The organism is Duncaniella sp. (assembly GCF_029054785.1).
Taxonomy (GTDB): Bacteria; Bacteroidota; Bacteroidia; order Bacteroidales; family Muribaculaceae; genus Duncaniella.
On sequence record NZ_JAIDEN010000178.1, the window covers coordinates 13,591 to 34,268 of the forward strand.

The 20,678-nt window shown below is 56.1% G+C and carries 11 protein-coding genes; 10 read left to right on the top strand and 1 reads right to left on the bottom strand.

Going from position 1 to position 20,678, the window contains the following annotated elements; translation table 11 throughout:
- Positions 1-21: 21 nt before the first annotated feature.
- Positions 22-1,689, bottom strand: a complete 1,668-nt coding sequence (locus K2H17_RS10785) for a nucleoside kinase (protein ID WP_300134657.1) — start codon at positions 1,687-1,689, stop codon at positions 22-24.
- Between the two features lie 278 nt (positions 1,690-1,967).
- On the opposite strand from K2H17_RS10785, the gene K2H17_RS10790 reads away from it, so the two are divergent.
- The 10 genes from K2H17_RS10790 (at position 1,968) to K2H17_RS10835 (ending at position 20,645) form a co-directional block, all read left to right on the top strand.
- Entirely contained in the window at positions 1,968-3,188 is a 1,221-nt protein-coding gene (locus tag K2H17_RS10790; RefSeq protein ID WP_300134658.1) for a clostripain-related cysteine peptidase, read from the top strand.
- Between the two features lie 34 nt (positions 3,189-3,222).
- Positions 3,223-4,152 (top strand): mechanosensitive ion channel domain-containing protein, encoded by a 930-nt coding sequence (locus K2H17_RS10795; protein WP_300134660.1) that lies wholly within the window; start codon positions 3,223-3,225, stop codon positions 4,150-4,152.
- Between the two features lie 248 nt (positions 4,153-4,400).
- Positions 4,401-6,122, top strand: coding sequence for a single-stranded-DNA-specific exonuclease RecJ (gene recJ / locus K2H17_RS10800; protein WP_300134661.1), 1,722 nt, complete (start codon positions 4,401-4,403; stop codon positions 6,120-6,122).
- A gap of 55 nt (positions 6,123-6,177) precedes the next feature.
- Positions 6,178-8,082 (top strand): ATP-dependent DNA helicase RecQ, encoded by a 1,905-nt coding sequence (locus tag K2H17_RS10805; RefSeq protein WP_300134662.1) that lies wholly within the window; start codon positions 6,178-6,180, stop codon positions 8,080-8,082.
- A gap of 295 nt (positions 8,083-8,377) precedes the next feature.
- Positions 8,378-11,530 carry a TonB-dependent receptor gene (locus K2H17_RS10810; protein ID WP_300134663.1) on the top strand — a complete coding sequence of 1,051 codons (3,153 nt, stop codon included), beginning with the start codon at positions 8,378-8,380 and terminating at the stop codon, positions 11,528-11,530.
- A gap of 12 nt (positions 11,531-11,542) precedes the next feature.
- The gene (locus K2H17_RS10815; protein ID WP_300134665.1) at positions 11,543-13,219 is read left to right on the top strand and encodes a RagB/SusD family nutrient uptake outer membrane protein; all 1,677 of its coding nucleotides are present in this window, start codon (positions 11,543-11,545) and stop codon (positions 13,217-13,219) included.
- A gap of 9 nt (positions 13,220-13,228) precedes the next feature.
- Positions 13,229-14,704, top strand: a complete 1,476-nt coding sequence (locus K2H17_RS10820; RefSeq protein ID WP_300134667.1) for a glycan-binding surface protein — start codon at positions 13,229-13,231, stop codon at positions 14,702-14,704.
- 25 nt (positions 14,705-14,729) lie between these two features.
- Positions 14,730-17,114 (top strand): endo-1,4-beta-xylanase, encoded by a 2,385-nt coding sequence (locus K2H17_RS10825; protein ID WP_300134669.1) that lies wholly within the window; start codon positions 14,730-14,732, stop codon positions 17,112-17,114.
- Positions 17,115-17,272: 158 nt separating this feature from the next.
- The gene (locus tag K2H17_RS10830) at positions 17,273-18,988 is read left to right on the top strand and encodes a DUF5597 domain-containing protein (protein WP_300134672.1); all 1,716 of its coding nucleotides are present in this window, start codon (positions 17,273-17,275) and stop codon (positions 18,986-18,988) included.
- Complete coding sequence (locus K2H17_RS10835) at positions 18,981-20,645, top strand: sialate O-acetylesterase (RefSeq protein WP_300134673.1); 1,665 nt, start codon at positions 18,981-18,983, stop codon at positions 20,643-20,645. The genes K2H17_RS10830 and K2H17_RS10835 overlap by 8 nt, the downstream gene beginning before the upstream one ends.
- Positions 20,646-20,678 lie beyond the last annotated feature (33 nt).

Here is a 20,678-nt window from a genome sequence, read left to right on the forward strand (position 1 = left end):
TTATGACTCCCTTTATAGGAATCAGTAATGGAAGGAACTTCCGCCGAGAAATTCTCGCAGCAGGGAGTTCGGCGGAATCATGTTCGAGGGGATCGAGGAGAAGTAGGACAGGAACTTGCGCAGACGGTGGGCCTCGGCATATTCCGGCAGATCACGCGGCACGTTGCGCAACACCCGCTCTGCCTCGTCGCGCATGACGCCTAACTCGAAAAGCAGCGAGGAGTTGAACATCGAGTCGGCGTTTTCCTGATAGGGGAAAATCCAGCGTTCCTCGCCACGGCGCACACTCGGCCAGCGGCGGATGGTGTCAAGCGCGCTGGTACCGCGATATTTGTAGTCACGGATGATGCGGCGCAGCAGGCGGTTGTCGGTTGTCGACACCCAGTTGTGGTCATCAATGGCAAGAGTCGTGAGGGCCGAGACATAGATCCGGTATTTCATCTCAGGAGCCACATCGCGGGTCAGTTCGGGATTCAGGCCGTGGATGCCCTCGATCAGAAGAATCGAATTGGAGTCAAGGGCGATGCTCTCCTTGCGGTATTCACGTTCGCCGCGCTCGAAGTTATAGTAAGGCAGCTCAATCCGCTCGCCCTTGATAAGGCGGTTGAGATGATCATTGAAAAGCTCAAGGTCAAGGGCGAAGAGGGACTCATAGTCATAGTCGCCGCTCTCGTCACGCGGAGTCTTCGTGCGGTCCACAAAGTAGTTGTCAAGCGAGATCATCACCGGGTTCAGCAGATTGGTCAGCAGCTGGACCGCAAGTCGCTTGGTGAATGTGGTCTTGCCTGAGGAGGACGGGCCGGCAATCAGCACAACCCTCGCGCCTCCTTCATGGTAGCGCTCGGTGATGCGGTCAGCTATGGCTCCTATATACTTCGTGTGCAGCGCCTCGGCCACGTTGATCATCATCGCCGTACCCGATCCGGCCACAACGGAGTTGACATCGCCCGCATCGCGGATGCCGATGATGGAGTTGAACTTCAGATAGTCAGTGAAAGCCCGGTAGAGTTTCGGCTGGGCCAGCGGAGTTGCCGGACGCGAATCGTCGGCGGAATCAGGACCGAGCAGCAGAAGCCCCTTTTCATAAGGAAGCAGGTCGAAAACCTTAAGCATTCCGGTGCGCGGCACAAGATTGCCGTTGTAGCAGTCACAGAGGCCGTCAAGACGATAGTAGACGGTGTAAAGCTCATGGAGGCTTTCGAGCAGCTTGACTTTGTCGTGAAGCCCCTGGCGGCGCATGATCTCGATCACATCGGGTGTCAGCCTTTCCTTGCGCTCGAAAGGCAGATCCCTGTCGACCAGACGGCGCATCTCCTCTTTCAGGGCCGCCGCCACGTTGGCATCGGCATGGACATCCTCCAGACGGCAATAGTAGCCGCGCGAAACGGAGTGGCTGATCACCAGGCGGGCACCGGGGTAGAGAGTCTCAAGAGCGCGGTAGAGCACCATGCAGAGCGAACGGATATAGCATCTGTGGCCTGAGGGCGATTCGAGGGACAGAAACTCGACCTGCTTCGGCATGAACACCGGAAAGGAGAGATCTTCGGTCTTGTTGTTGACCCGCGCGCAGACCGGAGTGAATGACAGGCGGTCGCGGATAGCTTCATAGATCTGATGCAGCGTCTGTCCGCCGCTGACGGGTATGTATTCGCCAAGATTGACGCAATATATCTTAAGTTGATCGCTCATAATGTGATGGTTTTGATGACTGCCTTGCGGCAATAGCAAAGATAGTATCGTTCTGTGTTAAATTTAATTTATTGTGGCGGCCACAATGTTAACTTAGCCTAAAACAATTCAAAGCAAAGCCCTGGAGATCATTTCGAAAGATTCTCCCTTTATTCACGAACGGCACGGGTGCTGCTTTTGTTCATTTCACAAAAAATCCTAAAATCTCAGATCGGAAATGACTCCTATGATAAAAATTTCGTAAATTCGTCTGCTTAAACCGATTGAAACTCACTCTCATGCACCGATTTTTGCTAAGTCTGCTCCTCATTCTGTGCTCATTGTTCATCCTAAGCTCATGCGGGACATCCGCTGATGAGCCGCCCGCACCGAATCCGCCCGATCCGCCGGAACCTCCGGTGATGACCACCCGCCGCACGGTGCTGGTCTATATGCTTGCAGACAACAACCTCGGCACCTACAACAGTTTTGACCGCAACGACCTTGCCGAGATGAAGCAAGGGGTGAGGGACGGCGCTCTCAACGGAGGTCGTCTGATTGTCTATTACAACCGCCCCTACACAGCCCAAGGCAACCCGCCGCAGCTGATCGAGATAACTCCGGAGGGCGAGACAGTGCTCAAGACCTACCCCGACGACCCGGATCTCTACTCGGTCGAGATAGGCCGCATGCGCCAGGTGCTCGCCGACATGAAGACTCTCGCTCCCGCCGAAGACTATGGAATGGTCTTCTGGGGACATGCCACAGCCTGGATGACCCACCCAGAAGACATGGATGCATCGATGGTCTCACGCTCCTACGGCACGGACCGCGACCGGTGGATGAGTCTTTCGTCACTCGGCAAGGCTCTCGAAGGGGAGAAATTCTCGTTCATCTATTTTGACTGCTGCCTGATGGGGACTGTCGAGATTGCCTATGAGCTGCGCGACGTGACTCCTGTGATCACCGGCTCGCCCACTGAAGTGGAAGGCGAAGGAATGCCCTATCATCTCAATCTCCCGGCCTTCTTCGCAAGCGACGCGCCTGACATGGTCCGCGCTGCCGAAAACACCTACACTTACCTCAGCGGTAAAGGCCTGCGTTCACAGATGGTTGTCGTCGACACCTCCGGCCTCGACGATCTTGCGCAAGCCTCGCGCGATATCTTCGCCACTCTAACTTCCTATCCTGAAGATCTTGGCCTCGTCCAATGCCTGTCACAGAGATTCAACCCGCTTGATCCGGTGTACAGCAACACGCGTCCGGTCTACGACATGGAAGACTACATGCAGCTGCTCGGCAGACAGCAGCCTCAGTTGCTCGCCGCCTGGCAGGAAGCATTTGACAAGTGTATCCTCTATAAGGCCACGACCTCACGGGACTTCACGGGCATAGCGATCAGAACCTACGGCGGCCTCGGCTCGTTTATAATCAAAAAAGCAGAAGAGACGAGCTATCGCGGCTATGACAAGACCCTCTGGTGGCTCGACGTGGTGTCTGCCGCCCCTCTCTTCAACTGATACGGAAAAGTACAATTTGACACGATCCTGAAAAATGATTCAACTCGACATCCTACCGACTGATTCAATCCCCACTGTCGCCCAGGAGAGCGGCGCACTGAAAAACATCTCCTTCGACCAGCTGATCGACACGCTGATCAGTGATATGGTCCATTTCGCAATCTCGCTGACCGTAGCCATACTCGTATTCTACGCAGGCAAATACATCATCCGCAAACTCTACAATTTCGTCTACGGCATACTCCACCGGCGGCAGGTCGAAGCCTCGCTGAGCACCTTCGTGCTCTCGCTGGTCAGAATCGTCCTCTACTTCATCCTGATCGTCACCGTCATAGGCATCCTCGGTATAGAGACAAGCTCCTTTCTCGCCCTCTTCGCCTCGGCAGGCGTAGCCATAGGCATGGCCCTGAGCGGCACCTTGCAGAATTTTGCCGGCGGAGTGCTGATCCTCCTGCTCAAGCCCTTCAAAGTCGGCGACTACATCGAAGCCCAGGGCTTTGCCGGAACAGTTACCCGCATAGAAATCTTCAACACCATAATCTGCACCGCTGACAACAAGTCGATCATCATCCCCAACGGAGGCCTGTCGACCGGAAGCATCAACAACTACTCCATCCAGCCCTACCGGCGGGTCGACTGGACCATCGGAATCTCCTATGGCGAAAGCATCGACCAGGCCCGCTCGCTGATCCTGGAACTCCTCCGCAAAGACCGGCGCGTCCTGTGGGACGAAAAGCCGGAAGCCCCCTCGGTCAAAGCCCCCGTTGTAGTTGTCAGCGCACTGGCCGACTCTTCGGTCAATCTCAGTGTCCGCGCCTGGGTAGCCAGCGCCGACTACTGGGGAGTCTTCTTTGACCACAACGAAGAGTTCTACAACGCCATCACCGCCGCCCCCGGCCTCTCGTTCCCCTTCCCGCAGCTCGACGTCCACGTGGTCCCCGCATCAGACGACCGGCAGGCCTGACCCATTCGACCCCTCAGTCCCCGGCCGACATCCCCGCGCTCGACACGGCAGCCACGGGCAGCCACGAAACAAGGCAGTCCATATCATTTCCATTACTTCCATTAAAGGATAAATAACATTTCTTATGACAATTTATCCAATTATTCTGCGTACTTTTGCAAATAGTAGGGTCGAAGTGCCTTATCGCTTGCAATGATCGCGCACCTCCCCTCTCCGCCTTCTTTTGAAATAAAAAAGAAACAACATAAATGACAAGTAAATGGAATTACTGTCCCCTTACATCCGACGAACAACAAGTGGAGTCCGAGCTGGCCAGAAGCTATGCCGGAGTGCCGCCCGTTAGCGAGCTGCTTGTGCAACGGGGCATTTCCTCGGTCAGAGAGGCGGAGAAATTCTTCCACCCCTCGCTGAAGGATCTGCACGACCCGTTTCTCATGCCCGACATGGACAAGGCCGTCCACCGGCTCAACCGTGCCATGGGGTCAAAGGAGCAGATTATGGTCTACGGAGATTACGACGTGGACGGTACCACTGCGGTGGCGCTCGTCTACAAGTATCTGCGTAACTTCTACTCTCATATCGACTACTATATCCCGACCCGAAACGAGGACGGATATGGGATCTCGAAGGCTACCATCGACATGGCCGCCCGTCAAGGGGTCAAACTTTTTATCATTCTCGATTGCGGAATCAAAGCAACCGAAGAGATCGAATATGCCCGGACGCTGGGCATAGACTTCATCATCTGCGACCATCATGTCCCGGACGAGACACTGCCGCCGGCGGTCGCCATCCTCAACCCCAAGCTGGAAGGGAGCACATACCCCTGCCCCCATCTTTCAGGCTGCGGCGTGGGCTATAAGCTCATGCAGGCTTTCGCCATATCCAACGGTCTGGGAAGCGCCGAACTTGAAGGGCTTCTGGACCTGGTCGCCGTCTCCATCGCCGCCGACATTGTCCCGATGGTCGGCGAAAACCGCATCCTGACCTACCACGGGCTGAAGCGTCTCAACTCCAACCCCAACATGGGGCTGCGAGCCATCATCCGCATCTGCGGACTCGGCAACCGCGAGATAACGATCAGCGATGTGATCTTCAAGATCGGCCCCCGCATCAACGCATCGGGCCGCATGCAGAGCGGCAAGGAAGCCGTTGACCTCCTTGTGGCCCGCGACGTGGCCGACGCCTATGCCCGCGCCAAAGAGATCGACCGCTACAATCAGGACCGAAAGGAGCTTGACAAGCAGATCACCGAGGAGGCCAACAGCATCCTCGAAGAACGCGGCGAGATGACTTCCGACCAGAAATCAATTGTCATCTACAACAAAAACTGGCACAAAGGGATCATTGGAATCGTGGCCTCGCGCCTGACGGAACTGTACTACAAACCATCCGTGGTGCTGACCTTCTCCAACGGCCTCGCCACAGGATCGTCACGCTCGGTGCAGGGATTCGACGTCTACAAGGCTGTCGAATCGGTCCGCGATCTGCTTGAGAACTTCGGCGGCCACACCTATGCCGTCGGTCTCTCGCTCAAGGAAGAGAACATCCCGGAATTCACCCGCCGCTTCGAACAGTTTGTCAGCGACAACATCCGCCCCGAACAGCTCAGACCACAGCTTGACATCGACGCCTATCTGACTTTCGCGGAAATCACCCCCGAATTCCTCTCGCTGCTCAAGCAGTTCAACCCCTTCGGGCCGGGCAACAACAAACCCGTCTTCTGCACCCGCGGAGTGACCGATTTCGGCACCTCGAAACTCGTCGGCCGCCACAGCGAGCACATCAAGCTGGAACTCGTCGACAGCACCTGCGGCAAGGTCATGAACGGCATAGTGTTCAACAGCGCCTCCAGCTTCGAGCACATCCACGCCGGAAAGCCCTTCAGCATCTGCTACACCATCGAGGAAAACAAACACAAGGGAGGTTCCGCGATCCAGCTGTTCATCAAGGAGATCCACCCCGAATAGCGGCTGACCGTCCGGCAAGCTCCCACGCATCCACTCCACCTCTTCCGCCACTCCGATGCCGCTGTCCGTCCTGAAACAATACTGGGGCTATGACGCCTTCAGACCTCTCCAGCGCGAGATCATAGACTCAGTCCTGGAGGGTAACGACACGCTCGGACTGCTCCCGACCGGAGGGGGCAAGTCGATCACATTCCAGGTGCCGGCGCTACTGCTGCCCGGCCTCACCGTCGTGGTCACTCCGCTGATCTCTCTGATGAAAGACCAGGTCGACAACCTGCGCCAGCGCGACATCCGTGCCGTCAGCTTCCACTCAGGACTGACCCGCCGGGAGACCGAACTGGGCCTGACCCGCTGCCGTCTGGGAAAGGTCAGACTCGTCTACATCTCTCCGGAACGCCTCCAGAACGACAATTTCATGGCCGAACTGAGGGCCATGACCGTCAGCCTCATCGTTGTCGACGAAGCCCACTGCATCTCGCAGTGGGGCTATGACTTCCGCCCGTCATATCTGAAAGTGGTCCGCCTGCGCGAAACCGTGGGCGAGCAGGTCCCGATCCTTGCGCTGACAGCCTCGGCCACTCCTGAGGTGACCGCCGACATCATGCGCGTCCTCCGTTTCAGATCGCCCAGAGTCTATGCCCGCAGCTTCACACGCGACAACCTCTCCTACATCGTGCGCTATGCCGACTTCAAGGAAGAGACCCTGCTGCGGGTGCTGCGCGCAACCTCCGGCTGCGGCATAGTCTATGTGCGCTCACGCAGACGCTGCCGCGAGATCGCCGATCTGCTGCGCCGCGAGGGGATCAGCGCCGAATTCTATCACGCCGGACTTGACCCTGAGGAAAAAGACCTGCGGCAGAACCTCTGGAAAGATGACAGCGTGCGCATAATGGTCGCGACCAACGCATTCGGGATGGGAATCGACAAACCCGACGTGCGCACCGTGGTCCACTATGACCTCCCCTCCTCACTCGAAGAGTACTATCAGGAAGCCGGGCGGGCCGGACGCGACGGACGCGAGTCATTCGCCGTGGTCATCACCTCGCCGCGCGACAAGGCCACACTCAGCCGCCGCCTGACCGAAAGTTTCCCCGACAAAGACTTCATCCGCCACATCTACGAACTCGCGGGCAACTTCCTGAGCGTAGCCGTCGGCGAAGGCTACGGCATGCTCTATGAATTCAACTTCGACCTCTTCTGCCGCACCTACTCCCTCCCCCCGACGCCGACACGCAGCGCCCTGACTCTTCTGAGCCGCGCCGGTTACTTCGAATACATCGACGAGACCACCTCACGCTCGCGCCTCATGGTCATCATGCGCAAGGACCAGCTCTATGATCTCGAACTGACAGCCGATGCCGAAGAGGTGTTCCAGTGCGTGCTGCGCAACTACACCGGACTCTTCGCCGACTACGTCTACATCAGCGAACTGCTCATCGCCCGCTCCACCGGCCTCTCGTCCGAACAGGTCTATCAGGCGCTGCTCTATCTGGGGCGCATCCATGCGATCCACTACGTGCCGCGCCGCACCACACCATATATATATTACAGCACCTCGCGCGAACTTCCCAAACATGTCCAGATGCCGCTTGAAGTCTACGAACGGCAGCGCGAACGCATGGCCCTGCGCATCGAGGCCATGAAAAACTTCGCCTTCAACCCCACCGAATGCAGGGTCCGGGGCATGCTGCGCTATTTCGGCGAAAGCGAGGCCGGAGACTGCGGCAAATGTGACGTCTGCCGCAGCCGCCGTTCGGCATCAGACCGCGCAAACACCGCCAGGTCTCTGCACGAAAGCATTGTCTACCAGGCCTCACGCGCAGGAGGGTGCACAGTGGCAGAAATCCTCAGCAACTGCACAGGTCCGCGTGAGCAGATCCTGGCAGCCATCCGCGCCCTCGCCGATGAAGGCGCCGTCTCGCTCAGCGGACAACAAGTCTCCGCTCCCGCCTCCCGATAGAGGGGAACATTCTTAGCGAACAAAATACAATAAGCCCCTCAGAGAAGTCAAAAACAGACATTTAGACAATAAAAGCACCTCTTTTGCCTTCGAAAATCCAAAATTTGCATTTTTTATCTTATTTCTTACATTTTTAGCCTCAAATGGACATTTTGATGAAATTTTTCTGTTATTTTCATTAAAATTTCTTTGAAAAATAGATTAAATCCATATCTTTGCAATGGATCAAAACTCTACTGACCAATCAATACAAACCAATATTCTTACCTTAATCCACCTAAACCATTTTCATTTCATGAAGTGCACAGTAACCAATCTCAGGTCCATAGTATTATGGCTTGTCTGCATGACGCCGCTATGGGCCTTCTCCCAGAACATCACAGTGACGGGAACCGTGCAGGATGAAGCGGGCGATCCGCTGATCGGCGCGACAGTCCAACAAAAGGGCTCAGGCAACGGCATTGCGACCGATGTTGACGGTCGTTTCAGCCTGAATCTTCCGAAAAACGCTACTCTCGTTGTCTCTTACGTAGGCTACACCACACAGACCGTGGCTGTCGACGGACGCACAAACCTGACAATCGTCCTCAAAGAAGACTCCGAAGTGCTTGACGAAGTAGTCGTTGTCGGCTACGGACAGATGAAACGATCCGACCTGACCGGATCTGTCACCTCCGTAGGCGAAGACGCTGTCAAAAAATCAATCGCCACCAGCATCGACCAGGTGCTCCAGGGCCGTGCGGCCGGTGTGCAGATCCAGGCCAACTCCGGTACGCCCGGCGCATCGACCTCGATCCGCATCCGCGGTATCAACTCGCTCAACGCAACCAACCAGCCTATCTTCGTGATCGACGGTGTGGTGATCGACTCCACTACCGACGACGAGACCTCCAACCCCCTCAGCTCCATCAACCCCTCTGACATCGTGTCGATGGACATCCTCAAGGACGCCTCCGCAACCGCTATATATGGTTCGCGCGCGTCAAACGGTGTGATCATGATCACCACCAAGCGCGGCAAGTCAGGCGAAGCCACTGTCACCTACGACATGTATCTCGGCTGGCAGGAAATGCCCAAGAAATATGACATGCTCAACCTGCGCGAATATGCCGAACACCACAACTACCGCGCCAAATACATCAGCTCCGTGGACCAGAGCGCGGCATTCATCCGCCCCGACCTCCTCGGCAAAGGCACCGACTGGCAGGACGAACTCTTCCGCAAGGCATTCATGATGAACCACAGCATCTCCGTCTCCGGCGGCAACGAGAAGACAACCTATGCATTCTCAGGCGGCTATCTCGATCAGGACGGTATTGCCCGCGGTTCAGGCTTCAAGCGCTTCTCTCTGCGCTCCAACCTCGACTCTCAGATCAAGAATTGGCTTAGAGGAGGAGTAAACTTCTCATTCACAGACTCCAAGCAGAATGTAGGCACTGACAACAACACCATCATCAGCGCCCTCATCCAGCAGCCGACAGTGGCCGTGACCTCTCCCGACGGCACTTTTGACGGACCGGACGATGTCTGGATGCCTGACAACCCCGTAGGCCTCGCCACCATCATCACCAACAAGAACAAGAAAGTCAATTTCCGCTTCAACTCCTATCTTGAAGCCACTCTCTACAAAGGCCTGACCCTCAAGACCGAAATTTCGGGCGACTACAACCTGAACAAGTATTACTACTACATGCCCGACTATACTTTCGGCATCAAGACCCAGGACATCCGCACCTCACGCTGGACCAAGACTGACACCAAGTACTGGTCATGGCGCAACATCCTCAACTACAACAACACCTTCGCAGGCAAGCACAATGTCAACGTGATGGTCGGCCAGGAAATCTCCAAGAGCTACTGGGAAACACAGGTCGGCACCACATCAGGCTTCCTCAACAACACAACTCCCGACCTTTCGGCAGGCGACATCAGCACTTCGACATCAACAGGTTCGCGAAACATCAACACCCTCGCATCGTTCTTCGGACGCGCGTTCTACTCGTTTGACGACCGCTACCTCCTGACCGCTACCATCCGCCGCGACGGCTCCTCGAAGTTCGCCGCAGGCGAGAAGTGGGGCTGGTTCCCCGCTGTGGCCCTCGCATGGCGCGCCTCACAGGAAAGTTTCCTCCGCGACGTTCAGTGGCTCTACAACGCCAAACTCCGTCTCGGCTGGGGCAAGACCGGTAACCAGAATGTCTCAGACTACGCCTACATGGCGCTCCTCGCCAACAAGACCACTCCCTGGGGTGTCGGCGTGCTCACCGGCAATACCGCCAATCCCGAACTCACCTGGGAATCGACCAGCTCCTACAACCTCGGTGTTGACTTCGGTGTCCTCCAGAACCGTATCGAATTAGTAGCCGACCTCTACTATAAGAAAACCGACAACCTCCTGCTCCAGCTTCCGCTCCCCGGCTTCCTCGGATCTGCCGGACACGGCGCCGCAAGCAACCCCTGGGGCAACGTCGGCTCGATCGAGAACAAAGGTATAGAGCTTACACTCAACACCACCAACATCACCAACCGCGACTTCTCATGGACCTCTAACATTGTCTTCTCGCTCAACCGCAACAAGGTCAAATCGCTTGACACCGCAAGCTCGTCGATCGAAAAAACCTTCCAGCCCAGCTCGACCAACTACATCGTGACCAAAACAGTGGTAGGCCAGCCCATCGGCCAGTTCTGGGGCTATAAAGTGATCGGACGCTTCGACAAGCCCGAAGACTTCTACCGCCATGACGCCGCCGGCAACATCCAGCAGGTGGCCATCCCCGAAGGCAACACCATCTCACAAAGCTCCACCTGGATCGGCGACTACATCTTCGAAGACATCAACAAAGACGGCAAGATCAACGCCGAAGACTGCACTTTCATCGGCAACCCCGAACCGAAATTCACCTGGGGCTTCGGCAACACATTCAACTACAAAGGTTTCGACCTGAACGTAATGTTCTCCGGCGCCTACGGCAACAAGGCCCTCAACCTCACCCGCATGCGCATCGAAGACCCGCGCCAGAATTCCAACATCCTGCGCTCGTCGCTCAACTTCGCAAGAGTATCGGTAATCGATCCCTCGCTCCCCGACACCGACTACCGCAACCTCCAGGTGATCAATCCCGGCTCGACGACTCTCCCCGCCCTCCAGCGCACCGATGCCAACGCCAACTTCACACGCATCAGCGACCTGCTTGTGGAAGACGCATCCTACATCCGTCTCCAGAACGTATCGTTCGGCTACACTCTGCCCCGTCAGATCGTCAACAAGTTCTATCTTGAAAACGTGCGCGTCTACTTCAGCGCCCAGAACCTCTACACCTGGACCAAATACAAAGGTCTCGATCCCGAAGTGGGCGCCATGTACGGCGATGCCCTCATGACCGGAGTCGACTATGGCCGCTACCCCTCACCGCGCATCTACACGTTTGGCCTCAACGTATCATTCTAATCGAAACCAGCAATGAAGAAAAACATATTAATCTCAGCTGTCCTTGTGGCCGGAAGCCTCTCGATGATCTCGTGTGACGACTTCCTGACAACACAGAACACCACCCAGGGCAACGACGAAAGTTTCCTCGACAGCGACGCTTCCGTCGCCGCGACCACCTCGCCTCTCTACAACTATGTCTGGAACAACTTCAACGAGAAGGCTTATTACAGCATGGGCGACGGCCGCGCCAACAACCTGACCGCAAGATGGTCGGACTACATCTTCCCCTACACCAACTTCACCGAAACAGCTCTCTCGCCCGGTCTTGAAGACTCATGGAACGCGCTCTACTCCGTGGTCGCACAGTCCAACAACGTCATCAACCGTATCGAGAAATACAGCAGCTCTGCGGTTTCTGAAGCCGCCAAGACCCAGGGCATGGCCGAAGCCCGCTTCATGCGCGGTCTCGCCTACTGGTACATCGGCTCTCTCTGGAACAAAGGCATCATCTACACCAACACAATCGAGGCATCGGCCAACACCGTCACTCCGGCCCACCGCATGACCGACGTGATGGAATTCGCCATCCGCGACATGGAATATGCCGCCGCCAACCTCTCGGAAAGCCAGGCCAATCCGGGCCGCGTCACCTGTTACAGCGCATTCGGCATGCTCTCACGCTTCTATCTCTCGATGGCGGGTCTGACAACCGACGGCGAATATGACGGCACCAACATCGCCACCGACTTCGACCGCGGCAACCGCAACCCCTACTATCTGAATCTCGCCAAGGAAGCCGCCCTCAAGTGCATCCAGGGCCCCTACCGTCTCCTTGACAACTACGGCGACCTCTTTGCCGTGAAGACCTGGAACAACAATGAGGAATCAGTCTTCCAGCTCCAGTGGCTCTCAGGCTCGACCGATGCAATCGGCTGGGGCGCCAACAACGCAATCTCGGCCTTCTTCAGCTGGTCGACAATGGTCGGCGAGACAAACTGGGGCAACGCGACATACGCCTCCTATGACCTTGTCCGCACCTACGATCCGCAAGACCGCATCCGCCGTCACTACTCGATCTGCACCGTCGGCGAAGTCTACCCCGACCTCAACACCAAAAACGACGGATATATCTACAACGTGACCGAAGCCGACTACGAAAAGAAGTGTAACGTCAAGAAACACGTCATCGGCAAGCTCGACGACAACGGCCAGAGCTACCAGCAGTCATCAGGCGTCAACACCTACATGATGCGCCTCGCCGAAGTCTATCTCAACTACACCGAAGCCGCCATGGGCAACAGCGCATCGACAAACGACACCGAATATTTCAACCGCATCCGCGAACGCGCCGGAATGCCCCGCCTCAGCTCTGTCAGCTACTCTGACCTGATCTACGAACGCCGCATCGAATTTGCCTTCGAAGGCCTCTTCTGGTACGATCTTCTGCGCCGTTCCTACTATCAGCAGTCGGAAGTGGTCAACTATCTCAACCATCAGGACCGCAACGCCTCCTACGCATGGGACGAGAGCGAAGACTGCCAGTATGCCAAGACAGCTGATGCCGACGACGTATCGACAGCCACTGTCGCCCATCTCACACTCCCGATTTCCGACGTTGACCGCGGCCGCAACCCGCTTCTGGGCAAAGATCCGGTGGCCTACGAATTCGGTCCGCGTGAAATCAACGTTAACGACCTTTTTAAATAATCCGACTCCATGAAAAGTTTAAAATATATCTGGCTCACCGCCATAGTCCTCTTGTCGGCAGGCTTTGCATCCTGCAACAAAGACGACGAATATTTCGACGACAAATATCAGGGCCGCAAAATCGTAATCGAGAAAGTCTTCCTTGAAGACGTGAAATCATCCGTTCCTGACCGCGAAGTCTCGTTCGCACGCCTCGGCCAGATGATCCGCCTCCAGGGCCAGGGATTCATGGGCATGAAGAAAGTCTACATCAACGGTTATGAGACCTACTTCAACCGCGCCTATGTCTCCGACAAGTCCATGCTCGTGACTCTTAACGGCAAAACCCCTATAACCGAGGCCGACGAGACCGTCCGCAACACCATCCGCCTTGTAAAGGACGGAACAGAGACCGTCTATGAATTCGAGATCCGCGCCGCCTTCCCCTCGATCACCTCAGTGAGCAACACTCTCCCCTCTGCCGGACAGAAAGTGACCGTCTACGGTTCTTCGCTCCACGAAACCTATCTCATCACCCTCCCCGGTGGCGTTCAGGTGACTGAAAACATCGAAAACGACCCGAAGGGCGAATGGTATTCATTCGTGATGCCTTCAGGAGTCAGCGAAGCAGGCTGCATCCAGTCTGACGGCGCCAACGGCAAGGCCCAGTCGCCCGACTTCTTCAACAACCGCAACTGCATGATTCTCGACTTCGACGGCAACGGCGTCCACGGATTCTGGGGCTCGTCAAACAAAGACGAGAATGACAACATCAAGCCCGGAGTCTCCATGATCTATGACACCGACCTCGTTGACGATCCCTTAGGAACCGGCTACGGCAAGGTGTGTCAGCTCATCCCCCAGCGTCTTATCAACGAAGGAGGCATCTCCTCGGCCAAGCCCCGCGCGACCGAAGTCTGGACAACCGGCAACAAACACGAGACCGAAGACTGGACCCGCATGACTCCTTTCATCCCCGCCACAACGCCTCTGACCGAAGTGGCACTTCAGTTTGAAGTCTATGTCCCCAACCCCTGGGCCGTCACCGGACAGGTTGTCATCACCCTGGTCAACAACATCACTTTCAGCGGCTACAACGGCGACGAACGCAGCTCGAACACCTACTTCTACATCCCCTGGCTCGGCACCGACAAAGAGGGCAATCCGGCAAGCATCCCCTTCTTCACCGAAGGATGGACAACCGTCACAGTACCTCTGTCGGAATTCAACAACTACAAGAAGATTCTTGAAGACAAAGAAGCCGTAGCACCGACATTCCAGGATGTGATCACCCTGCGCAACGACGCCTCGAACCAGCAGTTCGGCATGGGCTTCGTCAACTCAGACATCGAGGTGACCTACACCAACGACAAGGGCAAAGAAACAGTAGCCAAATTCCCCTCGGCACTCTCGACCCAGGAGATCTACGTAGATAACTGGCGCATTGTCCCCTACAAGTTTGTCACCATCTCCGACTACCCCGAAGATGAAGAGACCGAAGAATAAATCTTAAATCCAAGAGACCAACATTATGAAACGCAATAAAATCACATATTCCGCCGCAACACTTGCCCTTGCGCTTCTCGCCACCGCCTGTGACGAGCAGATCATGGAATGGAAACCGGGCGACCCGACGGTGGAGATCTCTGAAATCCCTCTCCAGCTCCAGGAACAGATAGCTCTTTACAAACCGATCAAGGACTACGTGGCCCAGTATCAGCCTCATCTGAACCTTGCCATCGGCATGGGGGCTGACATGTATCTCAGCGATCCCGATTACAAAGCCACGGTCGATGCCAACTTCACCGGCATCACCTTAGGCAACGCCATGAAGATGGGCGTGCTGATGAAATCAAACGGCACCATCGACTTCAGCACCGTAGACCAGGTACTCGCATCACTCCCGCAGGGCATGAAATTCTACGGCCACAACCTCCTCTGGCACACCCAGCAGCAGCAGGCCTACCTCAAATCGCTCATCGCGCCGGAACCTATCTTCCCTTCCACCGGAAACAGCGGTATCAACAACATCATCACCAACTCAGATTTCGAAAACGGAACCAAGAACGGATGGATCGGCGACTGGGGCAACTATTCAATGAGTGTCGTATCGCCCGGTCATGAGTCGGACTATGCTCTGCGTCTTGAGTGTGACGACAAGACCGCCGTCGACTATGACTGCCAGCTTTGGTGGAGCTACAATCTTGAAGAAGGAAAAACCTACGCTTACCGTTTCTGGGCCAAGTCTCCAGACAATGTCCAGGTGCAGTTCGTAGGCCAGAACTCGAATAGCTACGCCGGAATCTACAAGGATTTCTTCTCTCTTAGCGACAAGTGGGTTCTCTGCGAAGGCTCTTTCGAGTACAACGAGTCCAAAGAGATCGACCGCATCGGCATCCAGTTCGGTAATAATAAAAACGCCGTCATCTATGTCGACGACTTTGAATTCGGCGAAAAGACTGAAGCTCCGGCCGGACTCTGCCCCAACGGCGATTTCTCAAAAGGAATGGACGGCTGGACTATCAAAAATGAAGGCGCAGGAGTGAGTGTCATAGATATGGACGGCACACCTTCGGGCAACAATAAAGTAATGAAGCTCATCTCAAGTGCTGATTCAAAGGAAGCCTACAACCTTCAGGTGCTCAGCCCCGACATGCCTACAATGCCAGGCTCGAAGGTCGAGATATCATTCTTCGTCAAGTCAGAAGGCACAGGCAAAGGCCGCCTGACATTCAAAGGCATGACCAACGAATGGCCCTGGATCAACTGGACCGGCAATCAGTCAAGCTGGACCGAAGCTTTCGAGACTTCCGCTGAATGGACCCAGATCAAGTTCGTCATGCAGAACTATAGCTTCGACTTTGCCGAAGGCGAAGCCATGTGGCACTTCAACCTTGAGTTCGGCTACATCCCCGACATGACATATTATATCGACAACATCGTTGTCACCGACGTCACCGAAGAAAGCGCCGCCAGGACCGTTTCACGCGCAGGTGCCAGCCGTGCATCAAGCATCACCTTCATTCCCAAGTCGGCCGAAGAGAAGAAAGCCATCCTCCTCGACGCTATGGAGACCTGGATCAAGGACGTGATGACCCATATGGGTGACCGCGTGGACGCCTGGGACGTGATCAACGAACCTATCGCCGACGGCTACAACAAGTGGCGCGGTATCGACAACATCTTCGGAAGCAACGCCAACGACGGCACTCCCGACGCAGCTCCGGTTGAAACCGAAGACAGCGGCCTGAACCTCAACTGGGCCAACGATGTCGGCAACCAGCACTGGTACTGGGGCTACTACCTCGGCAAGGACTATGCTGTCAAGGCTTTCGAATTTGCCCGCAAACACGCTCCCAACCCCGATGTGAAACTCTTCGTCAACGACTACAACCTTGAGACCAGCCCCGGCAAGCTCGCCGCACTCATCGACTTCGTCAACTACATCGATGCCAACGGCGCTAAGGTCGACGGTATCGGCACCCAGATGCACGTCAACGTTAAAATCTCAAAGGCTCAGGTCGACGCCATGTTCCAGACTCTCGCCGCAACCGGCAAGCTCATCCGTATCACCGAACTTGACGTTAACTTCGGTGTCGAGGAAGGCAAGGAGATCACACCGTCAGCCGCACAGCTTATCCAGCAGTCTGAAGTCTATCAGATGATTCTCACCTCCTATCTGACCAACATCCCCAAGGAACAGCAGTCGTCAATCACCCTCTGGACTCTTTCTGACAACAAGAAAGAACACGAGTACTGGTTCAAGGGCGATGCGCCAAACATCTTTGACGCCAAATACCAGCGCAAGGTTGCCTACAAGGGAGTCTGCGACGCTCTCGCCGGCTTCGACATCGGCGCCGAGTTCTCAGGCGATGCCTGGAAAGACCTCTATCAGAAAGAGGAGACCGAAGAATAATCCGTAATCGCACAGATTCTTGACAGAATGCAATAATCTCCCCCCTACTCCCGCAGCCGACGGCCAGGCTATTGACCCGGCTGCGGGAGTTTTTCAAACATCTCTCTCCCTCAACCTCCCTCCACACCACTCATATCACCCCGAATCTCTCACTGACCATGAAGAAAACAGTGCTTTTCATCACCCTGCTGCTCTGCTGGACCTCCCTTATGGCCCGCAACGAATCTCGTCTTGAGCGTCAGGGCACAGCCACGAAACTGATCGTCGATGACAAACCGTTCATAATCATCGGCGGTGAATGCGGCAATTCAATGGCCTCATGTGCCGACGATGTCAGCCGATGTCTTGACGTGGCCGACCTCCACGGCTACAACACGGTGCTTTTTCCGATTGCCTGGGAGCTGATCGAGCCGCAGAAAGGCAAATTCGATTTTTCAAGTGTCGACGAGATCGTCAGCCAGGCCACCCGACGTGGAATCAAGGTCGGCGTCCTCTGGTTCGGCGCCTGGAAAAACTCCATGAGCTGCTATGCCCCCGCATGGTTCAAAGCGGACAGCAAACGCTATCCGCGGGCGCGCACCGCTTCGGGCAAACCGATGGAAATCGCCTCAGCCTTCTCGAAAAACGTATTCGATGCCGATGCAGCGGCATTCACAAAACTGCTGCGCCACATCGCTGACACCGACACAGCAGGAACCGTGATCATCCTTCAGATCGAAAACGAGATCGGGATGCTGGAAGATGCCCGTGACCATTCGCCACTGGCCGAAAAAGAATATGCCAAAGGTGTGCCGGGTGCTCTCACCGCCCATCTCAACCTCATCAACCAAAAGAAATCACTTCATCCGCAGCTCCTCGAAAAGTGGCAGGACGCGGGCATGAAGCAAAAGGGAAGCTGGACCGAAGTGTTTGGCGACGACATCTACACCGACGAGATCTTCATGGCCTGGAACTACGGGCGCTACGTGGAAGGCCTCGCACAGATCGCCCGCGGGATCTTCCCGACAATGCCGCTTTACGTCAACGCAGCCATGAACTCCCGTGGCCGCAAGCCCGGCGAATATCCCTCTGCCGGACCTCTCGCCCATCTCAAAGACATCTGGCATGCGGCTGCACCGACAGTCAATATACTCGCTCCTGACCTCTACGATTCAGGCTTCATGGACTGGGTCAGAGCCTACGCACTGCCTGACAATCCGCTTTTCATCCCCGAAATAAAATGTGCGCAGCCCAACGCAGCCCAGGCTTTATATACCGTCGGCGAGCACAACGCCATAGGACTCTGCCCCTTCGCCTACAACAGCCGCGACGGACTCAAGGAGACCTCCTTTCAGGCTGCCGGGACCGCCGTGTTGCGCAGTCTGACACCTCTGATCGCCGACAATCTCGGCAAGGGGTCGATGAACGGTTTCTATTTCGATGCCGACTCGACCGAACGCATCCTAAACCGCGACGGACTCAGGATCACCGCTCGCCACTACTTCACCCTCCCCTGGGATCCTCGTGCCACTGACGGCTCCGCATGGCCCGCGACAGGCGGCCTTATTATAAAGGTGGCCCCGATGGAATACATCGTTGCCGGTTCCGGACTGGTCATCACCTTCGAGCCTGAGGGCGTTGCCTCCACACCTGCGAAAAAACTCGGCGAGGACGGCTTTCTCGCCGCCGGTTCCGACCGCAGCGCCGAAACGTCCTCCAAATGGAAAGGGTGCCGCATCGGGCTAGCATCTGTCGAGGAGATTGCCGTCGGAGAAGACGGATCGCAGCGGAAACTCCGCACTTTCAACGGCGACGAGACCCACCAGGGACGCCACGTCAGAATCGGCGTCGACGACTTTAAAATCCTCCGTGTAAAACTCTATAAATATGAATAAATCACTGATATTCGCAGTCCTGTTAGGCGCAGGATCTCTCGCGCAGGCTCTTCAGGCCGAAGTCAGACTGCCTCAGATCATTTCAGACGGCATGGTGGTGCAGCGCGACAGGCCGCTGACCCTCTGGGGCACCGCCGATCCGGGCGAAAGTGTGACCGTCAAGGTCATCAAAGGTAAAAGCGCGACCGTCACTGCTGACGAGAGCGGCAAATGGCGCGCCGAGCTTCCGGCTCTGAAAACCGGCAGGACCTACACGATCACTGTCGGCGACAAGACCATCAGCAATGTGGCCGTAGGCGATGTGCTCCTCTGTTCCGGACAGTCGAACATGGAGCTGCCTGTCAGCCGCGTGACCGATATGTTTGCCGATGAAATCCTCGAATACCGAAATCCGGCCATACGTCAGTTTCTTGTCCCGAAAGAATTTGATTTCGACGCAGAGCGCAGCGATGTCAGCCCGACGGCCTGGAAGTCGGTGGACGACGATGTGATGAGCTTCTCCGCTCTGGCCTATTTCACGGCCAAGGCCATCAACGGACAGACAGGCCTTCCGGTCGGTATCATCAACGCCTCCTGGGGCGGGACTCCGGTCGAGTCATGGATCTCAGAGAGCGCCCTGGCCGATTATCCCTACTATCTGAACCAGAAAGCGCTGTACAGTTCCGAAGCCTACCGCAATGCAATCAAAGAGCAGGAATGGCGCAACTATCAGGCCTGGAATTCGGTCATCGACGCCGCAGATCCCGGCTTAAAGGACCCGATGAAATACTACTCCCCCGATCTCAACGACAGCGGATGGGAGGAGACTGATCTCCTATCGACCTCATGGGCCACTGACGGCATGAACCCCGTCAACGGTTCCCACTGGTTCCGCAAGACGATCGAGATCGACGCAGCCCACGCCGGACAAGCGGCCACTCTGCGCCTCGGATGCGTGGTCGACGCAGATTCCGTGTGGGTCAACGGACGCCAGGTCGGCTTCACATCCTATCAGTATCCGCCACGCATCTACCCTATCCCCGAAGGTCTCCTCAAAGAGGGCAAAAACACGATAGCCGTGCGCCTGATCTCTCAGAACGGCACCCCGCACTTCGTTGCCGAGAAGCCCTACAAGATCATTTTCGGCAAGCGCCCCTATGCACTCTACGGACAGACCTGCCCGGATGAGATCACGCTCGAAGGCTCTTGGCGCTACCATCAGGGCACCCCGATGCCCGCCGGGCCGCCGATGATGTTCTACTGCTACATGCCCTGCGTGCTCTACAACGGCATGATCTCACCTGTGATCAGCTATCCGGTCCGCGGGGCCGTCTGGTATCAGGGCGAATCGAACGTAGGCCGCAGCAACCAGTATCCCGCCCTGCTCGAAACCATGATCGCCGACTGGCGCAAGGCTTCGGGCGATGCTGACATGCCATTCTATATCGTCGAACTCGCCGACTTCCTCCACAAAGACGACCGCGGAGGCCGCGCGGCCTGGCAGACAATGCGCGAACGTCAGGCCGAGGCAGCCGAAGAGACTCCAGGCGCCACTCTCGTCAGAAATTCCGATCTCGGCGAGTGGAACGACATCCATCCGCTCGACAAAAAGACCCTCGGCCAGCGTGTAGCCGAAAAGATTCTCTCCGACAGTCAGCCGCAAACACCCCAAAAGTAATAGGGAGGCTGAATATAAGAGGTCGTACATTTG